The following is a 15584-nucleotide window of genomic DNA, read 5'->3' as shown; positions in this document are numbered from 1 at the left end:
TACATTAGCCAACCATTGAAAGAAACACTTAAAGAGCAAGGCATTGATTTAATTACTTATCCAAGAAAAAATATGAGAGTGACCTTATTGCCATTTTCTGATGAATTTCATCTACGACAACGTAAAAGAATTGAAACATTGATAGGATTATTGAAAGAAAAATATCACTTAGTTACGAGTAAACATCGTTCGATTGCTGGTTTTTTAGCAAGCGTATTTTCTTCACTATGTGCGTATCAACTTTGCCAAAAGAATAAGCCTAAAATTCATGTGATTAAATCTTTGGCTTATCCGTAACTGGGGTTAGCTTAGTCACAGCGAATTTGATATTCATTTTTATAGTTGGTATAAGTTTCATTTAATTCAGCAAGTAATTTTTTCTCGTTATATTGCCGATCTTCAGGTTTAGAATTTTTAAGTACAATTGGCATATATTCATGTTTGTAAATCTGCGTATATTCTTCACAAATAATATGTTTGCGCTCATCTGCAGAATAGTTATCTAAATCGCGAAGCAAGATTTCATTCATTTTGGTATTGATGAGATCGAGTTCATCAAACATGCTTGGGGCTTGATCTGAGGGTTGGGATGGGGAACAGCCGAAAGTGATAAAGCTACATATCAGAACGTAAACCCACTGCTTCACATTGACCCCAATGATAAAAAATCAAAGTTATATTATAGCCTTAAAAGCGTAAAATTTAAGTGAATAGTCAGTTTTATTGGCAGTGAAATCAATTGAATGACAGTGTGTCGATTTTGTGTATTTAGACAATATGGCTGACTTGGGAAATGCAGTTTTATGTGTTAGTTTTGATGAAAATGAATGTTTTTCTGCGCTGAATTTCTGCAGATGAGTATCTAAAAAATCACGAAAAATTGAGGCATGAAATGGCTAAACATTATGACTATTTGGTAATTGGGGCAGGAAGTGGTGGTATTGCTTCGGCCAATCGCGCGGCGCAATATGGTAAAAAATGTGCATTAATTGAAGTTGCAGATTTGGGCGGGACTTGTGTCAATGTGGGGTGTGTGCCTAAAAAAGTGATGTGGTATTCTGCGCAAATCGCCGATGCTATTCAAAAATACGGCCCAGATTATGGTTTTAATACTGAATTAAAATCGCATGATTGGAATACGTTAATTCAAAATCGTCAAGCTTATATTCAGCGTATCCATGCATCGTATCAATCAGGTTTAGCTAAAAACAATGTTGATGTGATTCAGGGCTTTGCTCGTTTTGTAAATGAAAAAACAGTTGAAGTAAATCAGCAGCAATACACTGCAGATCACATTTTAATAGCCACAGGAACTGAGCCAACACGTCCAGATATTGAAGGGGCAGAGCTAGGAATTGATTCAAACGGTTTCTTTGAATTGCAACAATTACCAAAACGCACGGCAATTGTCGGTTCGGGTTATATTGCCGTAGAGTTAGCAGGTGTTTTAAATGGGTTGGGTTCAGAAGTTGGATTGTTTATTCGTAAACAATTGCCGCTGCGTAGTTTAGATCAATTTTTAGGTGAAACATTACTTGAATGTATGCGTGATGAACATATCCAAGTGCATACGCAAGCCATTCCAAAGAAAGTCACTCGCCAAGCGGATCAGTCTTTGTTATTACATCTTGAAGATGGTTCACAGCATGAGGTCGATTGTCTGATTTGGGCAGTTGGACGTAAACCAAATACACAAGCATTGAACTTGGCTGCTGCAAATGTGCAGATTGATGAAAAAGGATATATCGCAGTAGATCAATTCCAAAATACCAGCCAAGCAGGTATTTATGCGGTGGGCGATATTATTGGAAAAATTGAGCTGACACCCGTTGCTGTTGCCGCAGGACGTAAATTGTCTGAACGTTTATTCAATCACAAACCAAATGAATATTTAGATTATCAAAATGTTGCCACGGTGGTCTTTAGTCATCCGCCTATTGGTACGGTGGGTTTAAGTGAAGCGCAAGCCATTGAACAGTTTGGGCAAGATCAGGTCAAAGTCTATCAATCTTCTTTTACCTCAATGTACACGGCTGTAACTCAGCATCGTCAAGTGTCTAAAATGAAATTGGTCTGCGTTGGTGATGAACAGAAAGTCGTGGGCGTGCATGGTATTGGCTATGGCATGGATGAAATTTTGCAAGGTTTTGCAGTCGCGGTCAAAATGGGCGCGACCAAGCAAGATTTTGACAATACTGTCGCAATTCATCCAACTGCTGCAGAAGAATTTGTGACTATGCGCTAATGGAGTAGCGTAGTCGCACACAAAGAGTATGGGTTAAAAAAATCCATACTCTTTTTTATTTTTGAAATTTGTAGATAAAAAATCAGAAGATAAACGTCAGAAAGATAAAGTTTGTTATCGTTATTTAGTTAGCCTAATAAGAAACCCACCGAAGTGGGCTTGTGCGATCAAACACCATCCATTGTGTTTGGGGTAGATTATCTCACGAAAATGATTAAGGTTTGATTAAGAAATTTTTGTTTTATTAAGTTTATCTTTACAACTTTGTAGTCCATGCTGCAAAGACTTTAAATCTATGTTATAATATAACTTGTACAATAAAAATATCTCTATTCTCTCGTAGTTATTCATCATCATGCTGTGCTGCATTTATTTTCTATGCACTGCAAATTAAGTGTGATGAATGTTGTTGTATTAAAAACTATGCTCAAAATTTTAATTTGAGCTTGATTTGTAAGTTATAAATGAATTGGTGTAAATATTGAAAAAAATGCAAACAATGCTTGCGAAAGCAGTGAATGGTCGCGAAATTATGGTGTCTTTGGTGGCATCAAAGAAAAAGCAAAATACCCGTGATGGTTTTAAATGGGTCGAAGTCGGAAAACATGTGTTGTTGGAATGTGGTCAGGAAATTGAACTGAATTTAGATGGTCGCAGTTTTTATACCGATACGCATGAAATGTTCCGTTTACCGCATCGGGTTAATTAAGTTTTGGTCTGAAATGAATATTCAACCTAGCTAAACTGGATTGCATAATATGTAATTTAGAAAAGCTTTTAAAAGTTTTATCCAGAAAAATCCCGTTCATTGGCGAACGGGATTTTTTTATTTTATCTTTTACTGTGGCAGAGCACAGTTGGTAATGAATTAAACCTTAACAATCAAAACAGGAACAGGAGACTGAGTCAGTACGTTTTGGGCAACGCTACCGAGCATCATCTTTTTCACTCCAGTACGGCCATGCGAACCCATAATAATCAGGTCAGCACCAATTTCATTGGCAATTTGTACAATCCCTTCAGAGGCTGCAACACCGCGGATAATTTTGGTATCTACCGAAATACCTTCACGGCTAAAGGATTGCTGAATTTCAGCCAAACGATTTTGTGCATTTTGTTCAGCCTGCATGAAATAATCGGTAATTGCTGGTGCAACTTTGTAGAAGTCCACGCCTACAAAAGGATCAACTGCAATTACACTCATAATAGTAACAGGGCAATTTAGATCTTTTGCCAATGAAAGTGCTTGTTCGGCTGCAGCATAAGACATAGGTGACTCATCTACTGGAACAAGTAAGTGTTTATAAGTGGTCATGGCAAATCCTTATTAAAAATTTATGATGAAAATATGGCTTAAAATAGTGATTAAGCTTTAACTACAAGCACAGGTAATTCTGTATGACGTAATACGTCTGTGGCAAAGCTACCCAATAATAATTTTTGGAAACCTTTACGACCATGTGAACCCATCACAATCACATCGGCATTTAAGTCTTTCGCAGTTTTGATTACACCTTCAGCAGATACCAAACCCTCAACCACGCGAGTTTCTGCATTTACACCCACTGCTTTCGCAATTTCATCTGCTTCTTTTAATGCCTTTTGTGCATTGGCTGTCGCTTGCACAAAGTATTCTTTCATAATGGCAGATGAATAATTATAGTAAAAGTCAGAATCAGTAAATGGGTCTTCCGCAACAAGGCTAATTAAGGTGAGTTTACTGTTAAATACTTTGGCAATTTCAGCTGCATGTTTGACCGCTGAAAAAGAAATTTGTGAACCATCTACAGGGACTAAAATATTTTGGTACGACATGCGGGTAACTCCAGAAATTATGATTATGTGCCTTACACTTTATTGATAGCATATAGTCTATACAGGTTCAATTTAAAATCTGAAAAAAGATTGATAATTCATTTAATTACCCGCCAAATTTGCTGAAAGAAAAGATAAGCTGAAGATGATGAAATTGCTCAACTCAACGGCAAGGCTATACGATAAAATAAGCTGCTAAATTTGCAAAAATAAATAGACCTTCATAATTTAATTTTAAATTACTTGGGTTTGAATTGGGCGTATGAATCTTGAGGGAAATGTGGTTTGAAAATAATTTGGATGTTGCTGTGTTTTATGTTGTTAAGTGCTTGTCAAACCACGCAGCAGAACAATCGAATCATTGCTAGTGCATTTAATCTCACCACAGGCTTGCAGCAGAAAATCATGGATCGCTATGCACCCAAAAATATACAAGTGCAACATGATATTGTGTATGCAACGCAGCCTAATTTGAGTTTTGACTTGTATCAAAACAGTCAATTGCAAGATTTAGCCGCACGCCCGACAATTGTCTGGATTCATGGTGGTGGCTGGATTGCGGGCTCAAAAGCACATGCACGTGGCTATTTTAAATTATTAGCCGCGCAGGGCTTTAATGTAATTGCAGTACAATATCAATTCGCCCCGCATGCAACTTATCCTACTCAGTTGCAACAAATTGATCAGGCTTTAAATTACATCACGCAACATGCAGAAAAGTATCAGCTTAATCCACAACAATTATATTTGGCAGGTGATTCTGCAGGGGCGAATTTAGCTAGCCATTATGCCGCATTATTGAGTAATCCTGCATTTGCACAGCAGTCTAATTTACAACCGACTATTCAGCACAAACAACTTAAAGGGCTGATTTTGCACTGCGGGATTTATGATCTAAAAGCGTTTGTTGAAACTGCGCCAGATGAAATGAATATCGTAGAGTGGGGTGTTTATAATTTGGTGCAGGCTTACACGGGAGATCGGAAACAGGACAGTGAATTTCTGAAGAATATTTCGCCTATTCAACATTTAACGGCAAACTATCCTGCGGTATTTATCAGTGGTGGTAACAAAGACTTTTTAACAGAAACTCAATCTATGCCGATGCTGCATGCTTTACAGCAACAGCAGATTCCTGTGACGACAGCATTTTATCCAGATACAAAAGCATGGTTAATTCACGAATATCAATTTTTTATGCACCAAAAAGAAAGCCAGCAAACTTTTGCTAAAACAGTAGAATTTATCCGCACAGCAGACCCTAATGTATCGCGCATACAATAAATCAATACGATGCTTCTGAAAAAGTGTTTTAATCGCTTAGTTATTTAGCTTTTGCTTTGTTTAAACTTTGAAACTGCCAAAACCACACAACCAAAAATCAGTCCCCAGAATGCAGAACCAATACCAAAAAACTGCACCCCAGAAGCACTAAATAAAAAGGTCAATAAAGCGGCTTCACGTTCTGAAACGTGCTGAAAGGCGAGGGCAATGTTGTGTCCAATAGTACCGAGCAGTGCAATTCCTGCCAAAGCTGTAATAAAAACAGCAGGGAATGACATCAGTAAACTGGTAAGCGTTGCCGCAAATATCCCCATCAAGATATAAAACAAACCGCAGCTAATCCCCGCAATATAGCGTTTACTTGCATCGGGATGCGATTGATCATCTAAGCTAATAGCAGCACTGATGGATGCGATATTGACACTAAAACATCCAAATGGCGCGAAAATCGCTTGTGCTGTGCCTGTCCAACCAATTAAGTGACGTACATTTGGGTTAAAGCCATAGCTTTTGATCATGGCAAGACCGGGCAAATATTGCGATGCCATATTAATGACAAACAAAGGCAGGGCTAAACCTAAAATGGCAGACCAACTTAATTCGGGTTGCATCCAAACAGGTTGCGCAATACTCCATTGCACACTGGGCATTTGAAATTGTAAGAAGATTGGGCATAACGCGACCCCAATCAATACAGTTAAAACAATGCTATAACGCGGGCTAAATCGTTTTGCCAATACATAGGCTGCCAATAAAGACAAAATAAATGCCCATGCTTCTTGCAGACTGGTAAATAGGGCAATTCCAAATTTAAGCAGCACACCTGCCAACATGGCGCTGGTTAAACTCTGTGGAATATAAGTCAGTACCTTTTCAAAAATACCCAAAAAGCCAAGAACTGCTGTGAGTACGCCACAAAACAAAAATGCGCCAATTGCTTCGTGTAAGCTATAACCGCTGCCCGTGGCGATAATCAGTGCCAAGCCTGCGGTAGACCATGAGGTCGCCACAGGATATTTAAATTTCCAAGATAAAATCAGCCCGCTTAGACCAATACCTAAACCCAACGCGCAAAACCAAGAGCTGATTTGCTCAGCACTTGCGCCTAAAATTTGTGCTGCCTGAATGACTAAAACCGCGGAAACACTAATACCGACCAAGAAGGTAATAAAACCTGCAAATACTGCAGGCACAGAGAAGTCATTTAAAAGTTTTTGCATGCTTTCTTAGACATATTTTCTATAATTTATGAACAGATCATACACATTTGAACAAATAGTCAAAAGTGTTTTTTATACTTTTTTTATAGCGTTGAGCTTGCCAGTCTAAAGCCAAAACCGCAGAACAAAATACCAATGCTTGCAACGCAAATGGCTGCAATTTTATAGCGTTGATTGAAATAACTGGCTAATTTGACTCCTGAAAAAATCAAGATAGATAAATAACCCATGCTAATGATTTGTAGGACGATGGCTAAAACAGCAAAGCTCAGCATCGGGTAGGTGTAATCAGGATTGACGAATTGCACAAAAAAAGACAAATAAAACAAAATTGCTTTTGGGTTAATAACGCTAATCATTAAAGCAGTTCGGTAGGGATGAACCCGTTCAGTTGTATTGCTCGTTGCTGTTGTAGAAAGATTGGCGTGCGAAGTTCTGGTTTGTGGAAACCATGTTTTATAGGCTGCAATCAGTAGTTTAATACCTAAATAGCCTAAGTAGAGCGCACCAACTACTTTTAATAAGGTGAATAGCCATGGAAAAGCATGCAATAATGAGGCTGCCCCTAAAATGGTGCACACAATTAAAATCAGATCACCCGTAAATACACCGAAAGCAGCTGCATAGCCTGTGCGTATCCCAAAGCGTGAAGCCACTGACATGACATAGAGTGAGTTTGGGCCAGGCAAGAGCACAATTAAGGTTGTGCCAATTATAAAAGTGCTGAGGTCACTAATACCAAACACGCAAACTCACCTAAATAAAAACCGATGTTGCAGTATAACAACATCGGTTTTGTGGCTTAGTAAAAATTTTGGAATTTTACTGGGATAGGTTAAAGCTTAAGCTTTAATCTCTGCATCTAAGCCGAAAGACTGGCGTAATAGGGTGGCAAGTTGCTCACGCGCTTTAATAAAGCCATCAATGCCGCCTTGTAACAATTGGAACGCCATCAAATCTGCCTCAAGTTGCGCTTTGAATTGTTCCTTTTCAATTGCTGCCAGTGGTTCAGCTTGAACTTGAATGCCATTGGTCGATAACGCTGCAGCGACTTCTCGTTCATCAGCTTCAAGTTCTGCCAATAAATTTGGTGCAACGGTCAATAAATCACAACCAGCTAAAGCCAAAACCTGATCTATACTACGGAAACTCGCGCCCATAATTTCAGTTTGTACTTGATGCTGTTTATAGAATTGATAAATTTTCTTCACCGAAAGTACACCCGGATCTTTTTCAATAGGGTAGTACATGACATTTTCAGCTTTTTTATACCAATCTAAAATACGACCCACAAATGGTGAAATCAACGTCACTTTGGCATCTGCACAAGCATGTGCCTGATGTAAACCAAACAATAAGGTTAAATTGGTGTGAATGCCTTCGGCTTCCAACACTTTCGCCGCTTGAATGCCTTCCCATGTCGATGCAATCTTAATCAAAATGCGGTCTGAATGAACACCATAAGCTTGGTACAGTGCTAAAAGTTCTTTGGCTTTGGCAATGGTCGCATCAGTGTCATAAGACAAAGAAGCATCCACCTCAGTCGAAACACGACCTTCAATCAGCTTTAAAATTTCTACACCAAATTTGACCGTTAAAATATCAATGCTGCGCTCAACCAATAGATCATTTGTATAACCTTCAGCTTTGGCTTGCTCAAATGCAGCTTCAATCAACGCTTTATTTTCAGGTTGATTTGCAGCCGCCGTAATGAGTGATGGGTTGGTGGTCGCATCCAAAGGACGAAACTTTTCAATCGCAGCCAAGTCACTACTATCTGCAACAATGGTGGTTAAGTTTTTTAGTTGATTTAAGGCTGTCTGTGTCATTCGAGATCTAGTTCTTAGGTTATTGCTTATACATTCAGTTATATCACAAACAGCTTTTAACCCAAGTACCAAGTAAGAGGGTTTGTGGATTATTTACCAGTTTTTCTCAGATTTCGGACGTGATTAATCAAAAAATGAGCAGCAGCGCCCAATTGATGTTCTCGGCTCCAGACCAAATCGACAAAATATTCAAATTTTGGGGTGAAATCTAGCAGCTGTAAAATTTTTAATTCGTGTTGTAGTTCAGGATGTTCATTCAGCATTTCCAAGGGCAAGACACCCCAGCCTAAACCCTGCTTAATCATACTGCAGGCAGAATGATGATTATCGGTACGCCAATAGTGCTTAGAAAATAACAACTCGGGTTTAATCTGCCGATCACGGCTCGCCACTACAATTTGCCGATTTTGTAAAATCTGTTCAAAACTGACTTGATCAGATTCAGCCAGCGGTGAATGTCGGGCAGCGACAGGCACTAAAATTTCACGTTTTAATTCCACAAATTGTTCACTGCTTTGTAATTGTTCGCGTTCAAACATAAAGGCCAAGTCCGCTGCTTGAGTCATGAGTAAATGCAGTGCATCTTCTTGTGGCGCAGAGAAAATATTGATCTGCAATTCAGGAAATTGCTGTTCTAGTAACACAATATAATCTGTCCAGCGAGTGTGTAGTAATTCAGACACCACCACAATATTTAAGTGTGCTTCCAGCCCAGAACTGAGCGCAAAAGCATGTTGTTTCCATTGCTTCATTTCTATGAGCAGTTGTTTGCTTTTTTCGTAAAGACTCTGCGCTAGTGGGGTAGGCAAAGGTTCACGCCCAATCCGTTCAAACAGTTTTAGGTCTAAATCAATTTCTAAATTAGCAATGGACATACTAATTGCCGAAGGCACCTTGCCCAATTGGCGTGCAGCTGCAGAAAAAGAACCCGTTTCCATGACGGTGATAAAAATAATCAGCTGATCTTGATTGATATTCATGACAGAGGTTGGCTTTTATCTTTCAATATTATTGATGGATTCTAACTCGATTGGTCAATTAAATGAAAATAAAATAAGCGGGGAAGGATAAGTATTTGAGTAAGCAGATGTTGATTTCCAAAAGAAGATGGGTACATGCCCTGAGTTATGAAGTGATTTTATTGGTCATCATTGCTTTGGCATTAAGTTATGTGTTTGAAATGCCAATGCAAGTGACAGGTGGTCTAGGCATTGCGATGGCGGTGACATCGGTGCTGTGGAATATGTTTTTCAATCACTATTTTGAAAAGTTTGAAGCGCAACACCAGCTACACAGAACTTTTAAAATACGCGTTTTACACGCAATTGGTTTTGAAGGTGGCTTAATGCTCGCCACTATTCCCATGGTGGCGTATGCCTTAGAAATATCCCTGCTGCAGGCAATTTTGATTGATTTGCTGATGACGCTCAGCATTTTGCTCTATACCTTTATTTTTCAATATTGTTATGACCATATTGAAGCGAAACTGGGTTATGCCCCGCAACATTCAGTCAGATAAAGCGCTAGTAGCTAATTAAAAGTTGGCTGCTATAAATTTAGGGTTATAAAAAAGCCACCTGAATGAATCAAGTGGCTTTTATCTCTATCTAAATTAGAACTAGGCAGAATTATTTTTCAATAATTGCTGTTACACCTTGACCGCCTGCAGCACAAATTGACACCAATACACGACCAGAACCTTTTTGATTCAGAAGTTTGGCTGCAGTTGCAATAATACGACCACCTGTTGCTGCAAATGGGTGACCTGCCGCTAAAGATGAACCTTTAACGTTCAGTTTGCTGCGATCAATTGATCCTAAAGGTGCATCTAAACCTAAACGCTCTTTACAGAAGTTCGGATCTTCCCATGCTTTTAAGGTCGACAAGACTTGTGAAGCAAATGCTTCGTGAATTTCGTAATAGTCGAAGTCTTGTAAGGTTAAGCCAGCACGTTCAAGCATACGTGGGACAGCGTATGCAGGCGCCATCAACAAACCTTCTTTTTTACCTACAAAATCAACTGCGGCAGTTTCTTGGAAAGTCAAATATGCCAAGACTTCATGACCATTGGCTTTTGCCCATTCTTCAGAGGCAAGTAATACGCAAGATGCACCATCAGTCAGTGGGGTAGAGTTACCTGCAGTCATAGTGCGCGCGTCGCCTTTACCAAAAGCAGGTTTTAACTTCGCTAGTTTTTCTACAGTAGAATCTGCACGTAAGTTATTGTCACGTTCTAAACCTAAAAATGGCGTGATGAGATCATCAAAGAAACCTTCGTCATAGGCAGCTGCCATTTTTTGGTGAGATGAAGCTGCTAACTCATCCTGCGCTTCACGAGAGATGCCCCATTCCAACGTAGTAATGGCTTGGTGGTCGCCCATTGATAAACCTGTGCGTGGTTCACCGTTACGTGGCGCATCCATTAAATCTTTAATGTTGATTTTGGTTAATGCTTTTAAGCGGTCTTTACCTGTTTTTGCAATGTTCAATTCAAGCAATGCTTTACGCAAACCATCGCCAAATGCGATTGGCGCGTCAGAAGTCGTATCTACACCGCCTGCAACACCAACCTCGATTTGACCCAGTGCAATTTTATTCGCAACTAAAAAAGCAGCCTGCAAGCCAGTACCACATGCTTGTTGTATATCGTAAGCAGGTGTTTCAGGAGCAAGGGCAGTATTGAGTACGCACTCACGAGTCATGTTAAAGTCACGGCTGTGTTTGAGCACTGCACCTGCAACAACTTCACCCAAACGCTGACCTTGTAAGTTGAATCGTTCAACAAGACCATTTAATGCTGCTGTAAACATATCTGTATTAGATGCAGTAAAGTAAGCGCCATTAGAACGTGCGAATGGAATACGGTTACCACCGATAATAGCAACGCGGCGAACAGTGTTTTGGCTCATAATTTTATCCTGTTGAACAGAGGTATTGGTATTAGATGGTGCTTTTGTTTGCGTTGAAGCAGTTGTTTTAGCACGGCTAGTCGTGCGGGTACGTGTAGTTTTTGTCGTACTCGTGTTGGAACGGGTTGCAGTGTTGCTACTTTTGCTTGTACGTTTAGCAGTTGATGTATTTGACACAGAATCCGTTGCAGAATTTTCCACTGCTGGATTTTCTTGAGTTGTTTTGCTCATAAGGCTTTTCCAAGCATGTTAAGGGTCTACTTGATGCGTACATTAGCACAATAGTATGACAGCTGAATTGACTACAATGACATTGCAGAATGCATTCAGGTCAAGACATCTCATAATTAACTCAAGTATGATTTAGCACAAACGGGTAACGCTATTGAAATGTGGGCATTTGGCATCATATTGATGTTAAAAGATATCGTGTAATCCATCAAAAAATGAATTTATGAGAGATAATAATCATGACTGATCAATATCAAACATTTGCAAAATCTCCTATTGGTAAATTTGTCATTAAAAATTTGGGTTTACCATCCCCAACTTTTTTAGATCGTTTTGAGTCTGCAACACCAGTGGTAAAAGGTGCAGTACTTTTAGGTGCAGCCCCTGCAAGTGATTTGTCTGCATCAATTGCACAAGTTTTAGCTAATGTACATGCCAACAGTTATGCAGGTAACAATGCAGAATTGCAACAAGCTGCGGCAAAAGTGGGCTTAAATTTAGGTGCATTCAATCCAGGCGATAAAGAATCTAAATTTAAAGTGGTGGTGTTTGATGCTTCAGGTATTGAAAACTCTGAACAATTAAAAGCGCTTTATGAGTTCTTTAACCCAATCTCACGCCAAATTCAGGCTTCTGGTCGCGTGGTGGTGATTGGTACTACACCAGAAACTGCAGGCAGTGTGAAAAAAGCCATTGCACAACGCGCTTTGGAAGGTTTTGTAAAATCGGTAGGCAAAGAATTTAAAAAAGGCATTGCGGCTAACTTAATTTATGTCGATCAAGGTGCTGCAGCAAACTTAGAATCTACGTTACGTTTTGCAATTTCACCACGTTCTGCTTATGTGTCAGGTCAGGTGATTCGTGTGTCGAGTGCTGCAACTGTAGATGTAGATTGGGCAAAACCATTGGCAGGTAAAACTGCAGTGGTGACAGGTGCAAGCCGTGGTATTGGTGAAGCGATTGCGCATGTGTTGGCACGTGATGGTGCACACGTTATTTGCCTAGACGTTCCACAACAACAAGCAGATTTAGACCGTGTTGCTGCTGAAATTGGTGGTTCAACGCTAGCAATTGACATTACTGCTGCAGATGCAGGCGAGCAAATTAAAACAGCTGCCGCTGCACAAGGTGGTTTGGATATTATTGTGCATAATGCGGGGATTACCCGTGACAAAACTTTGGCAAATATGAAACCAGAGCTTTGGGATTTAGTCATTAACATCAACTTGTCTGCAATTGAGCGTGTGAACGATTACTTATTGGCAAATGATGGTTTAAATGCCAATGGTCGTATCGTTTGCGTATCTTCAATTTCAGGTATTGCAGGCAACTTGGGTCAAACCAACTATGCAGCATCTAAAGCTGGCGTGATTGGTGTCGTGAAATTTACCGCACCTGTTTTAAACAACGGGATCACGATTAATGCCGTTGCACCTGGCTTTATTGAAACGCAAATGACTGCTGCAATTCCTTTTGCCATTCGTGAAGCAGGTCGTCGTATGAACTCTATGAGTCAAGGTGGTTTACCTGTAGACGTTGCAGAAACCATTGCTTACTTTGCTTCATCGGCATCGACAGGTATTAATGGTAACGTGGTACGTGTTTGTGGTCAAAGCTTGTTAGGGGCTTAACACCTTCAAAGTTCTCTCCCTTGGTGAGGGGATTTAGGAGAGGGAGATAAGGGGATAGATTATTAACCCTTCTCTCTAGCTTTCTCCCAGCGGGAGAAAGAACTCCATTAAATAAATTAGAAAAACTTCTCAAAGGTTCAGTATGAATACTCGCCATTTTAGTCAACTTCCAAAACCCTATTTAGCCTATCCAAAAGTGATTCAGGGCTTAATTTTTAAAAAGCCAAAAGGTGAAAAAGTTCTGCCGCAAGTTGAATATGTGGTGGATTCATTCAAGGTCGATCAAAAGCACTTAAAAGCCTATAATGCAGTGACAGGTTTTAAAAATAACGGCTATATTCCTGCAATTTATTTGGCTGTATTGTCACAAAGTCTGCAAATGCACATGATGACCCAAGAAGCATTTCCATTTGCAATTTTGGGCTTGGTGCATATTCGCAACCAAGTCAAACAAAGCCGTAAAGTTGGATTGAATGAACAACTGACCTTGTCGTGTAAATTTGGTGAATTGCAACCACATGATAAAGGCGTACAGTTTGATTTTATTACCACTGTTAAAGTAGGCAATGAGGTGGTGATTGAAGGTTTAACCACGTATTTAGCACGTCAAAAAACCACCACTAAAGCAGCTGCAAAATCTGCAGAAAGCAAAGCGCCAAACTATGCCGTTCAAGCTGAATGGGATATTTCTGAAAATACGGGTCGCCGTTATGCCTTAACGTCTGGCGATTTTAACTTAATTCATATCCACGCGATTACTGCAAAAGCATTTGGCTTTAAACAAGCGATTGCGCACGGCATGTGGAGCAAAGCCAAAGCCTTATCGAGTTTGACTTTGCCAGATGCCTATGAAGCCGATGTCTGGTTTAAGTTACCTATGTATTTGCCATCTAAAGTTGAGTTTTTAACTGCAACGGACGCTAAAAATACAGATTTTTTAATTCGTAACAGTAAAAACCAAAAACCGCATGTGACAGGTGTTGTCACCGCGCTTTAATTCAGTGATCGAAAGCCCAGATTATTTAAATTTGGGCTTTTTATTTGCGCTAAACTTTTATTAACAAGAAAAACGAGATAAACAGGACGATGCAACATTTAAAGGATTATATTTTTGCTGAAACTGAAAATTATCGTGGATGGGTTGCGCCTGAATTTCATGATTTAGCGATGCAATTTAGCCGTTTGCAAAATGCACGTAGCCAACAGGGCGGGGCTGCTTTAGCGGTGTACTTTCAAGGTCAGAAAGTCGTCGATATTTACACAGGCAAAAAGTCGCCAGATGAAGACTGGCAAGCCGATACCTTATCTGTATGTTATTCCACAGGCAAAGGTGTATTAGCGACACTGGCACATATTTTGGTCAGTCAAGGACTGGTCGATTACGATACTCCCATTTATATATACTGGCCTGAATTCGCCCAAAATGGCAAAGCATTGATGACCTTAAGGCATGTGCTGAGTCATCAAAGTGGTTTATATGACATCCGTAATATCATTGCCGATGCGACTGAAATGGCAGATTGGTCGCACATGCTGGATGTGTTGGCTCAAGCCAAGCCACGTTTTGATGTAGCAAGTGAGGCAGCGTATCAACCTTTAACTTTTGGCTGGCTGGTCGGTGGGATTTTAGAAAAAGCTACAGGTCAAAAATTGGCTGAATTGATGCAGCAATACTTGGTTGAATCTTTGGCTTTGGATGGGGCGTATTTTGGTGTGCCTGCGTCTGAGCTTTCCCGTGTCGCACGACCATTTAAAACTGCTGTGACATCAGCGCAAACAGATGCATCATCTACAAATAAACAGACAGCTAAAGTTAAAAACCAAGCTAAATCGAGCAAACGTCCTGTATCAATATTCGATAAAGTCATTGCATGGAGTGGGCAAAATCCGCAAGACTTTCAGGATGGCATGATTCCCAAAGGCATGAAAAATTTTAGTTTTTTTAGTGATACAGGCTTACAAGCCGTGATTCCTGCTGCCAATGGTGTATTTACTGCCCAAAGTTTGGCACGTATTTATGCCATGTTGGCGCAGGGTGGATCATGGCAAGGTCAGCAATTGATTCAGCCTGAAGTTTTTCAGCAATTGAGCCAAGTACAATATGTACAGCGTGATCGGGTCATGCCTATCCCGATGCATTGGCGATTAGGCTATCACCGTGTATTAAGTTTGGGTAAGCGCTCTCACGGTTTTGGACACATGGGTTTTAATGGTTCAGGCGCGTGGTGTGATCCTGACCGTCAACTCAGTTTTGCCTATACCCATAATTTTGCTGCAGGTTCTTTAATTGGTGATTATCGACTTTGGGGACTGAGTCAGGAAGCCATTCGCTGTGCAGATCGGCAATTGCAAGGGCGTAAAGGCTGGTTTTAGGCGTGATTGTACGTTCACTCTTTGCCAAAAAAACAGTATGCTTAGAC

General features: G+C 40.0%; 16 protein-coding genes. 8 read left to right on the top strand and 8 right to left on the bottom strand.

The genetic code is table 11. The features are described from left to right. Positions 1-297: transposase (locus FTT78_RS06020; RefSeq protein ID WP_306669875.1), on the top strand; the 297-nt coding region annotated here is incomplete at its 5' end. A gap of 11 nt (positions 298-308) precedes the next feature. Here FTT78_RS06020 and FTT78_RS06015 read toward each other — a convergent pair. Further along, a complete protein-coding gene (locus FTT78_RS06015; RefSeq protein WP_004973239.1) occupies positions 309-563 on the bottom strand; it encodes a hypothetical protein in 255 nt (84 codons plus the stop codon). Between the two features lie 329 nt (positions 564-892). On the opposite strand from FTT78_RS06015, the gene gorA reads away from it, so the two are divergent. Both gorA and FTT78_RS06005 read left to right on the top strand, forming a co-directional pair. Then, positions 893-2245 (top strand): glutathione-disulfide reductase, encoded by a 1353-nt coding sequence (gorA, locus tag FTT78_RS06010; RefSeq protein ID WP_096900890.1) that lies wholly within the window; start codon positions 893-895, stop codon positions 2243-2245. Between the two features lie 490 nt (positions 2246-2735). Beyond that, positions 2736-2954, top strand: a complete 219-nt coding sequence (locus FTT78_RS06005; protein ID WP_004973244.1) for a hypothetical protein — start codon at positions 2736-2738, stop codon at positions 2952-2954. A gap of 159 nt (positions 2955-3113) precedes the next feature. On the opposite strand, the gene FTT78_RS06000 is transcribed toward FTT78_RS06005, so the two are convergent. Together FTT78_RS06000 and FTT78_RS05995 are read right to left on the bottom strand one after the other, a co-directional pair. After that, on the bottom strand, positions 3114-3560 hold the full coding sequence (locus FTT78_RS06000; RefSeq protein ID WP_004973247.1) for a universal stress protein: 447 nt from the start codon (positions 3558-3560) through the stop codon (positions 3114-3116). Between the two features lie 50 nt (positions 3561-3610). Beyond that, positions 3611-4060 (bottom strand): universal stress protein, encoded by a 450-nt coding sequence (locus FTT78_RS05995; protein ID WP_004973248.1) that lies wholly within the window; start codon positions 4058-4060, stop codon positions 3611-3613. Between the two features lie 315 nt (positions 4061-4375). Here FTT78_RS05995 and FTT78_RS05990 point away from each other — a divergent pair, with 315 nt between their 5' ends. Continuing rightward, positions 4376-5344, top strand: a complete 969-nt coding sequence (locus tag FTT78_RS05990) for an alpha/beta hydrolase (RefSeq protein WP_180043778.1) — start codon at positions 4376-4378, stop codon at positions 5342-5344. A 44-nt stretch (positions 5345-5388) separates the two neighbouring features. On the opposite strand, the gene FTT78_RS05985 is transcribed toward FTT78_RS05990, so the two are convergent. The 4 genes from FTT78_RS05985 to FTT78_RS05970 form a co-directional block, all read right to left on the bottom strand. Beyond that, positions 5389-6564 carry a benzoate/H(+) symporter BenE family transporter gene (locus FTT78_RS05985; protein WP_180043636.1) on the bottom strand — a complete coding sequence of 392 codons (1176 nt, stop codon included), beginning with the start codon at positions 6562-6564 and terminating at the stop codon, positions 5389-5391. An 83-nt stretch (positions 6565-6647) separates the two neighbouring features. Then, positions 6648-7310, bottom strand: a complete 663-nt coding sequence (leuE, locus tag FTT78_RS05980; RefSeq protein WP_004973255.1) for a leucine efflux protein LeuE — start codon at positions 7308-7310, stop codon at positions 6648-6650. Between the two features lie 96 nt (positions 7311-7406). Next, positions 7407-8393 (bottom strand): transaldolase, encoded by a 987-nt coding sequence (tal, locus tag FTT78_RS05975; RefSeq protein WP_136144603.1) that lies wholly within the window; start codon positions 8391-8393, stop codon positions 7407-7409. A gap of 89 nt (positions 8394-8482) precedes the next feature. Further along, the gene (locus FTT78_RS05970) at positions 8483-9373 is read right to left on the bottom strand and encodes a LysR family transcriptional regulator (protein ID WP_180043637.1); all 891 of its coding nucleotides are present in this window, start codon (positions 9371-9373) and stop codon (positions 8483-8485) included. A gap of 107 nt (positions 9374-9480) precedes the next feature. Between FTT78_RS05970 and aceI the strand changes: the two genes are divergently transcribed. Further along, positions 9481-9912 (top strand): chlorhexidine efflux PACE transporter AceI, encoded by a 432-nt coding sequence (gene aceI, locus FTT78_RS05965; protein ID WP_179988635.1) that lies wholly within the window; start codon positions 9481-9483, stop codon positions 9910-9912. 109 nt (positions 9913-10021) lie between these two features. On the opposite strand, the gene FTT78_RS05960 is transcribed toward aceI, so the two are convergent. Continuing rightward, positions 10022-11533: an acetyl-CoA C-acetyltransferase gene (locus tag FTT78_RS05960; RefSeq protein WP_104852102.1), complete on the bottom strand. Its 1512-nt coding sequence runs from the start codon at positions 11531-11533 to the stop codon at positions 10022-10024. A gap of 239 nt (positions 11534-11772) precedes the next feature. On the opposite strand from FTT78_RS05960, the gene FTT78_RS05955 reads away from it, so the two are divergent. From FTT78_RS05955 to FTT78_RS05945, 3 genes are all read left to right on the top strand, one after another. After that, the gene (locus tag FTT78_RS05955) at positions 11773-13164 is read left to right on the top strand and encodes a 3-oxoacyl-ACP reductase (RefSeq protein WP_096900884.1); all 1392 of its coding nucleotides are present in this window, start codon (positions 11773-11775) and stop codon (positions 13162-13164) included. A 142-nt stretch (positions 13165-13306) separates the two neighbouring features. Next, a complete protein-coding gene (locus tag FTT78_RS05950; RefSeq protein ID WP_179988634.1) occupies positions 13307-14161 on the top strand; it encodes a MaoC/PaaZ C-terminal domain-containing protein in 855 nt (284 codons plus the stop codon). 89 nt (positions 14162-14250) lie between these two features. Continuing rightward, on the top strand, positions 14251-15537 hold the full coding sequence (locus FTT78_RS05945) for a serine hydrolase (protein ID WP_180043638.1): 1287 nt from the start codon (positions 14251-14253) through the stop codon (positions 15535-15537). Positions 15538-15584: the final 47 nt, after the last annotated feature.

This window comes from Acinetobacter sp. YH01011, from assembly GCF_013420785.1.
GTDB lineage: Bacteria > Pseudomonadota > Gammaproteobacteria > Pseudomonadales > Moraxellaceae > Acinetobacter > Acinetobacter towneri.
Note: the sequence above shows the minus strand (reverse complement) of the source record. Positions and strands in the feature narration are given on the sequence as shown.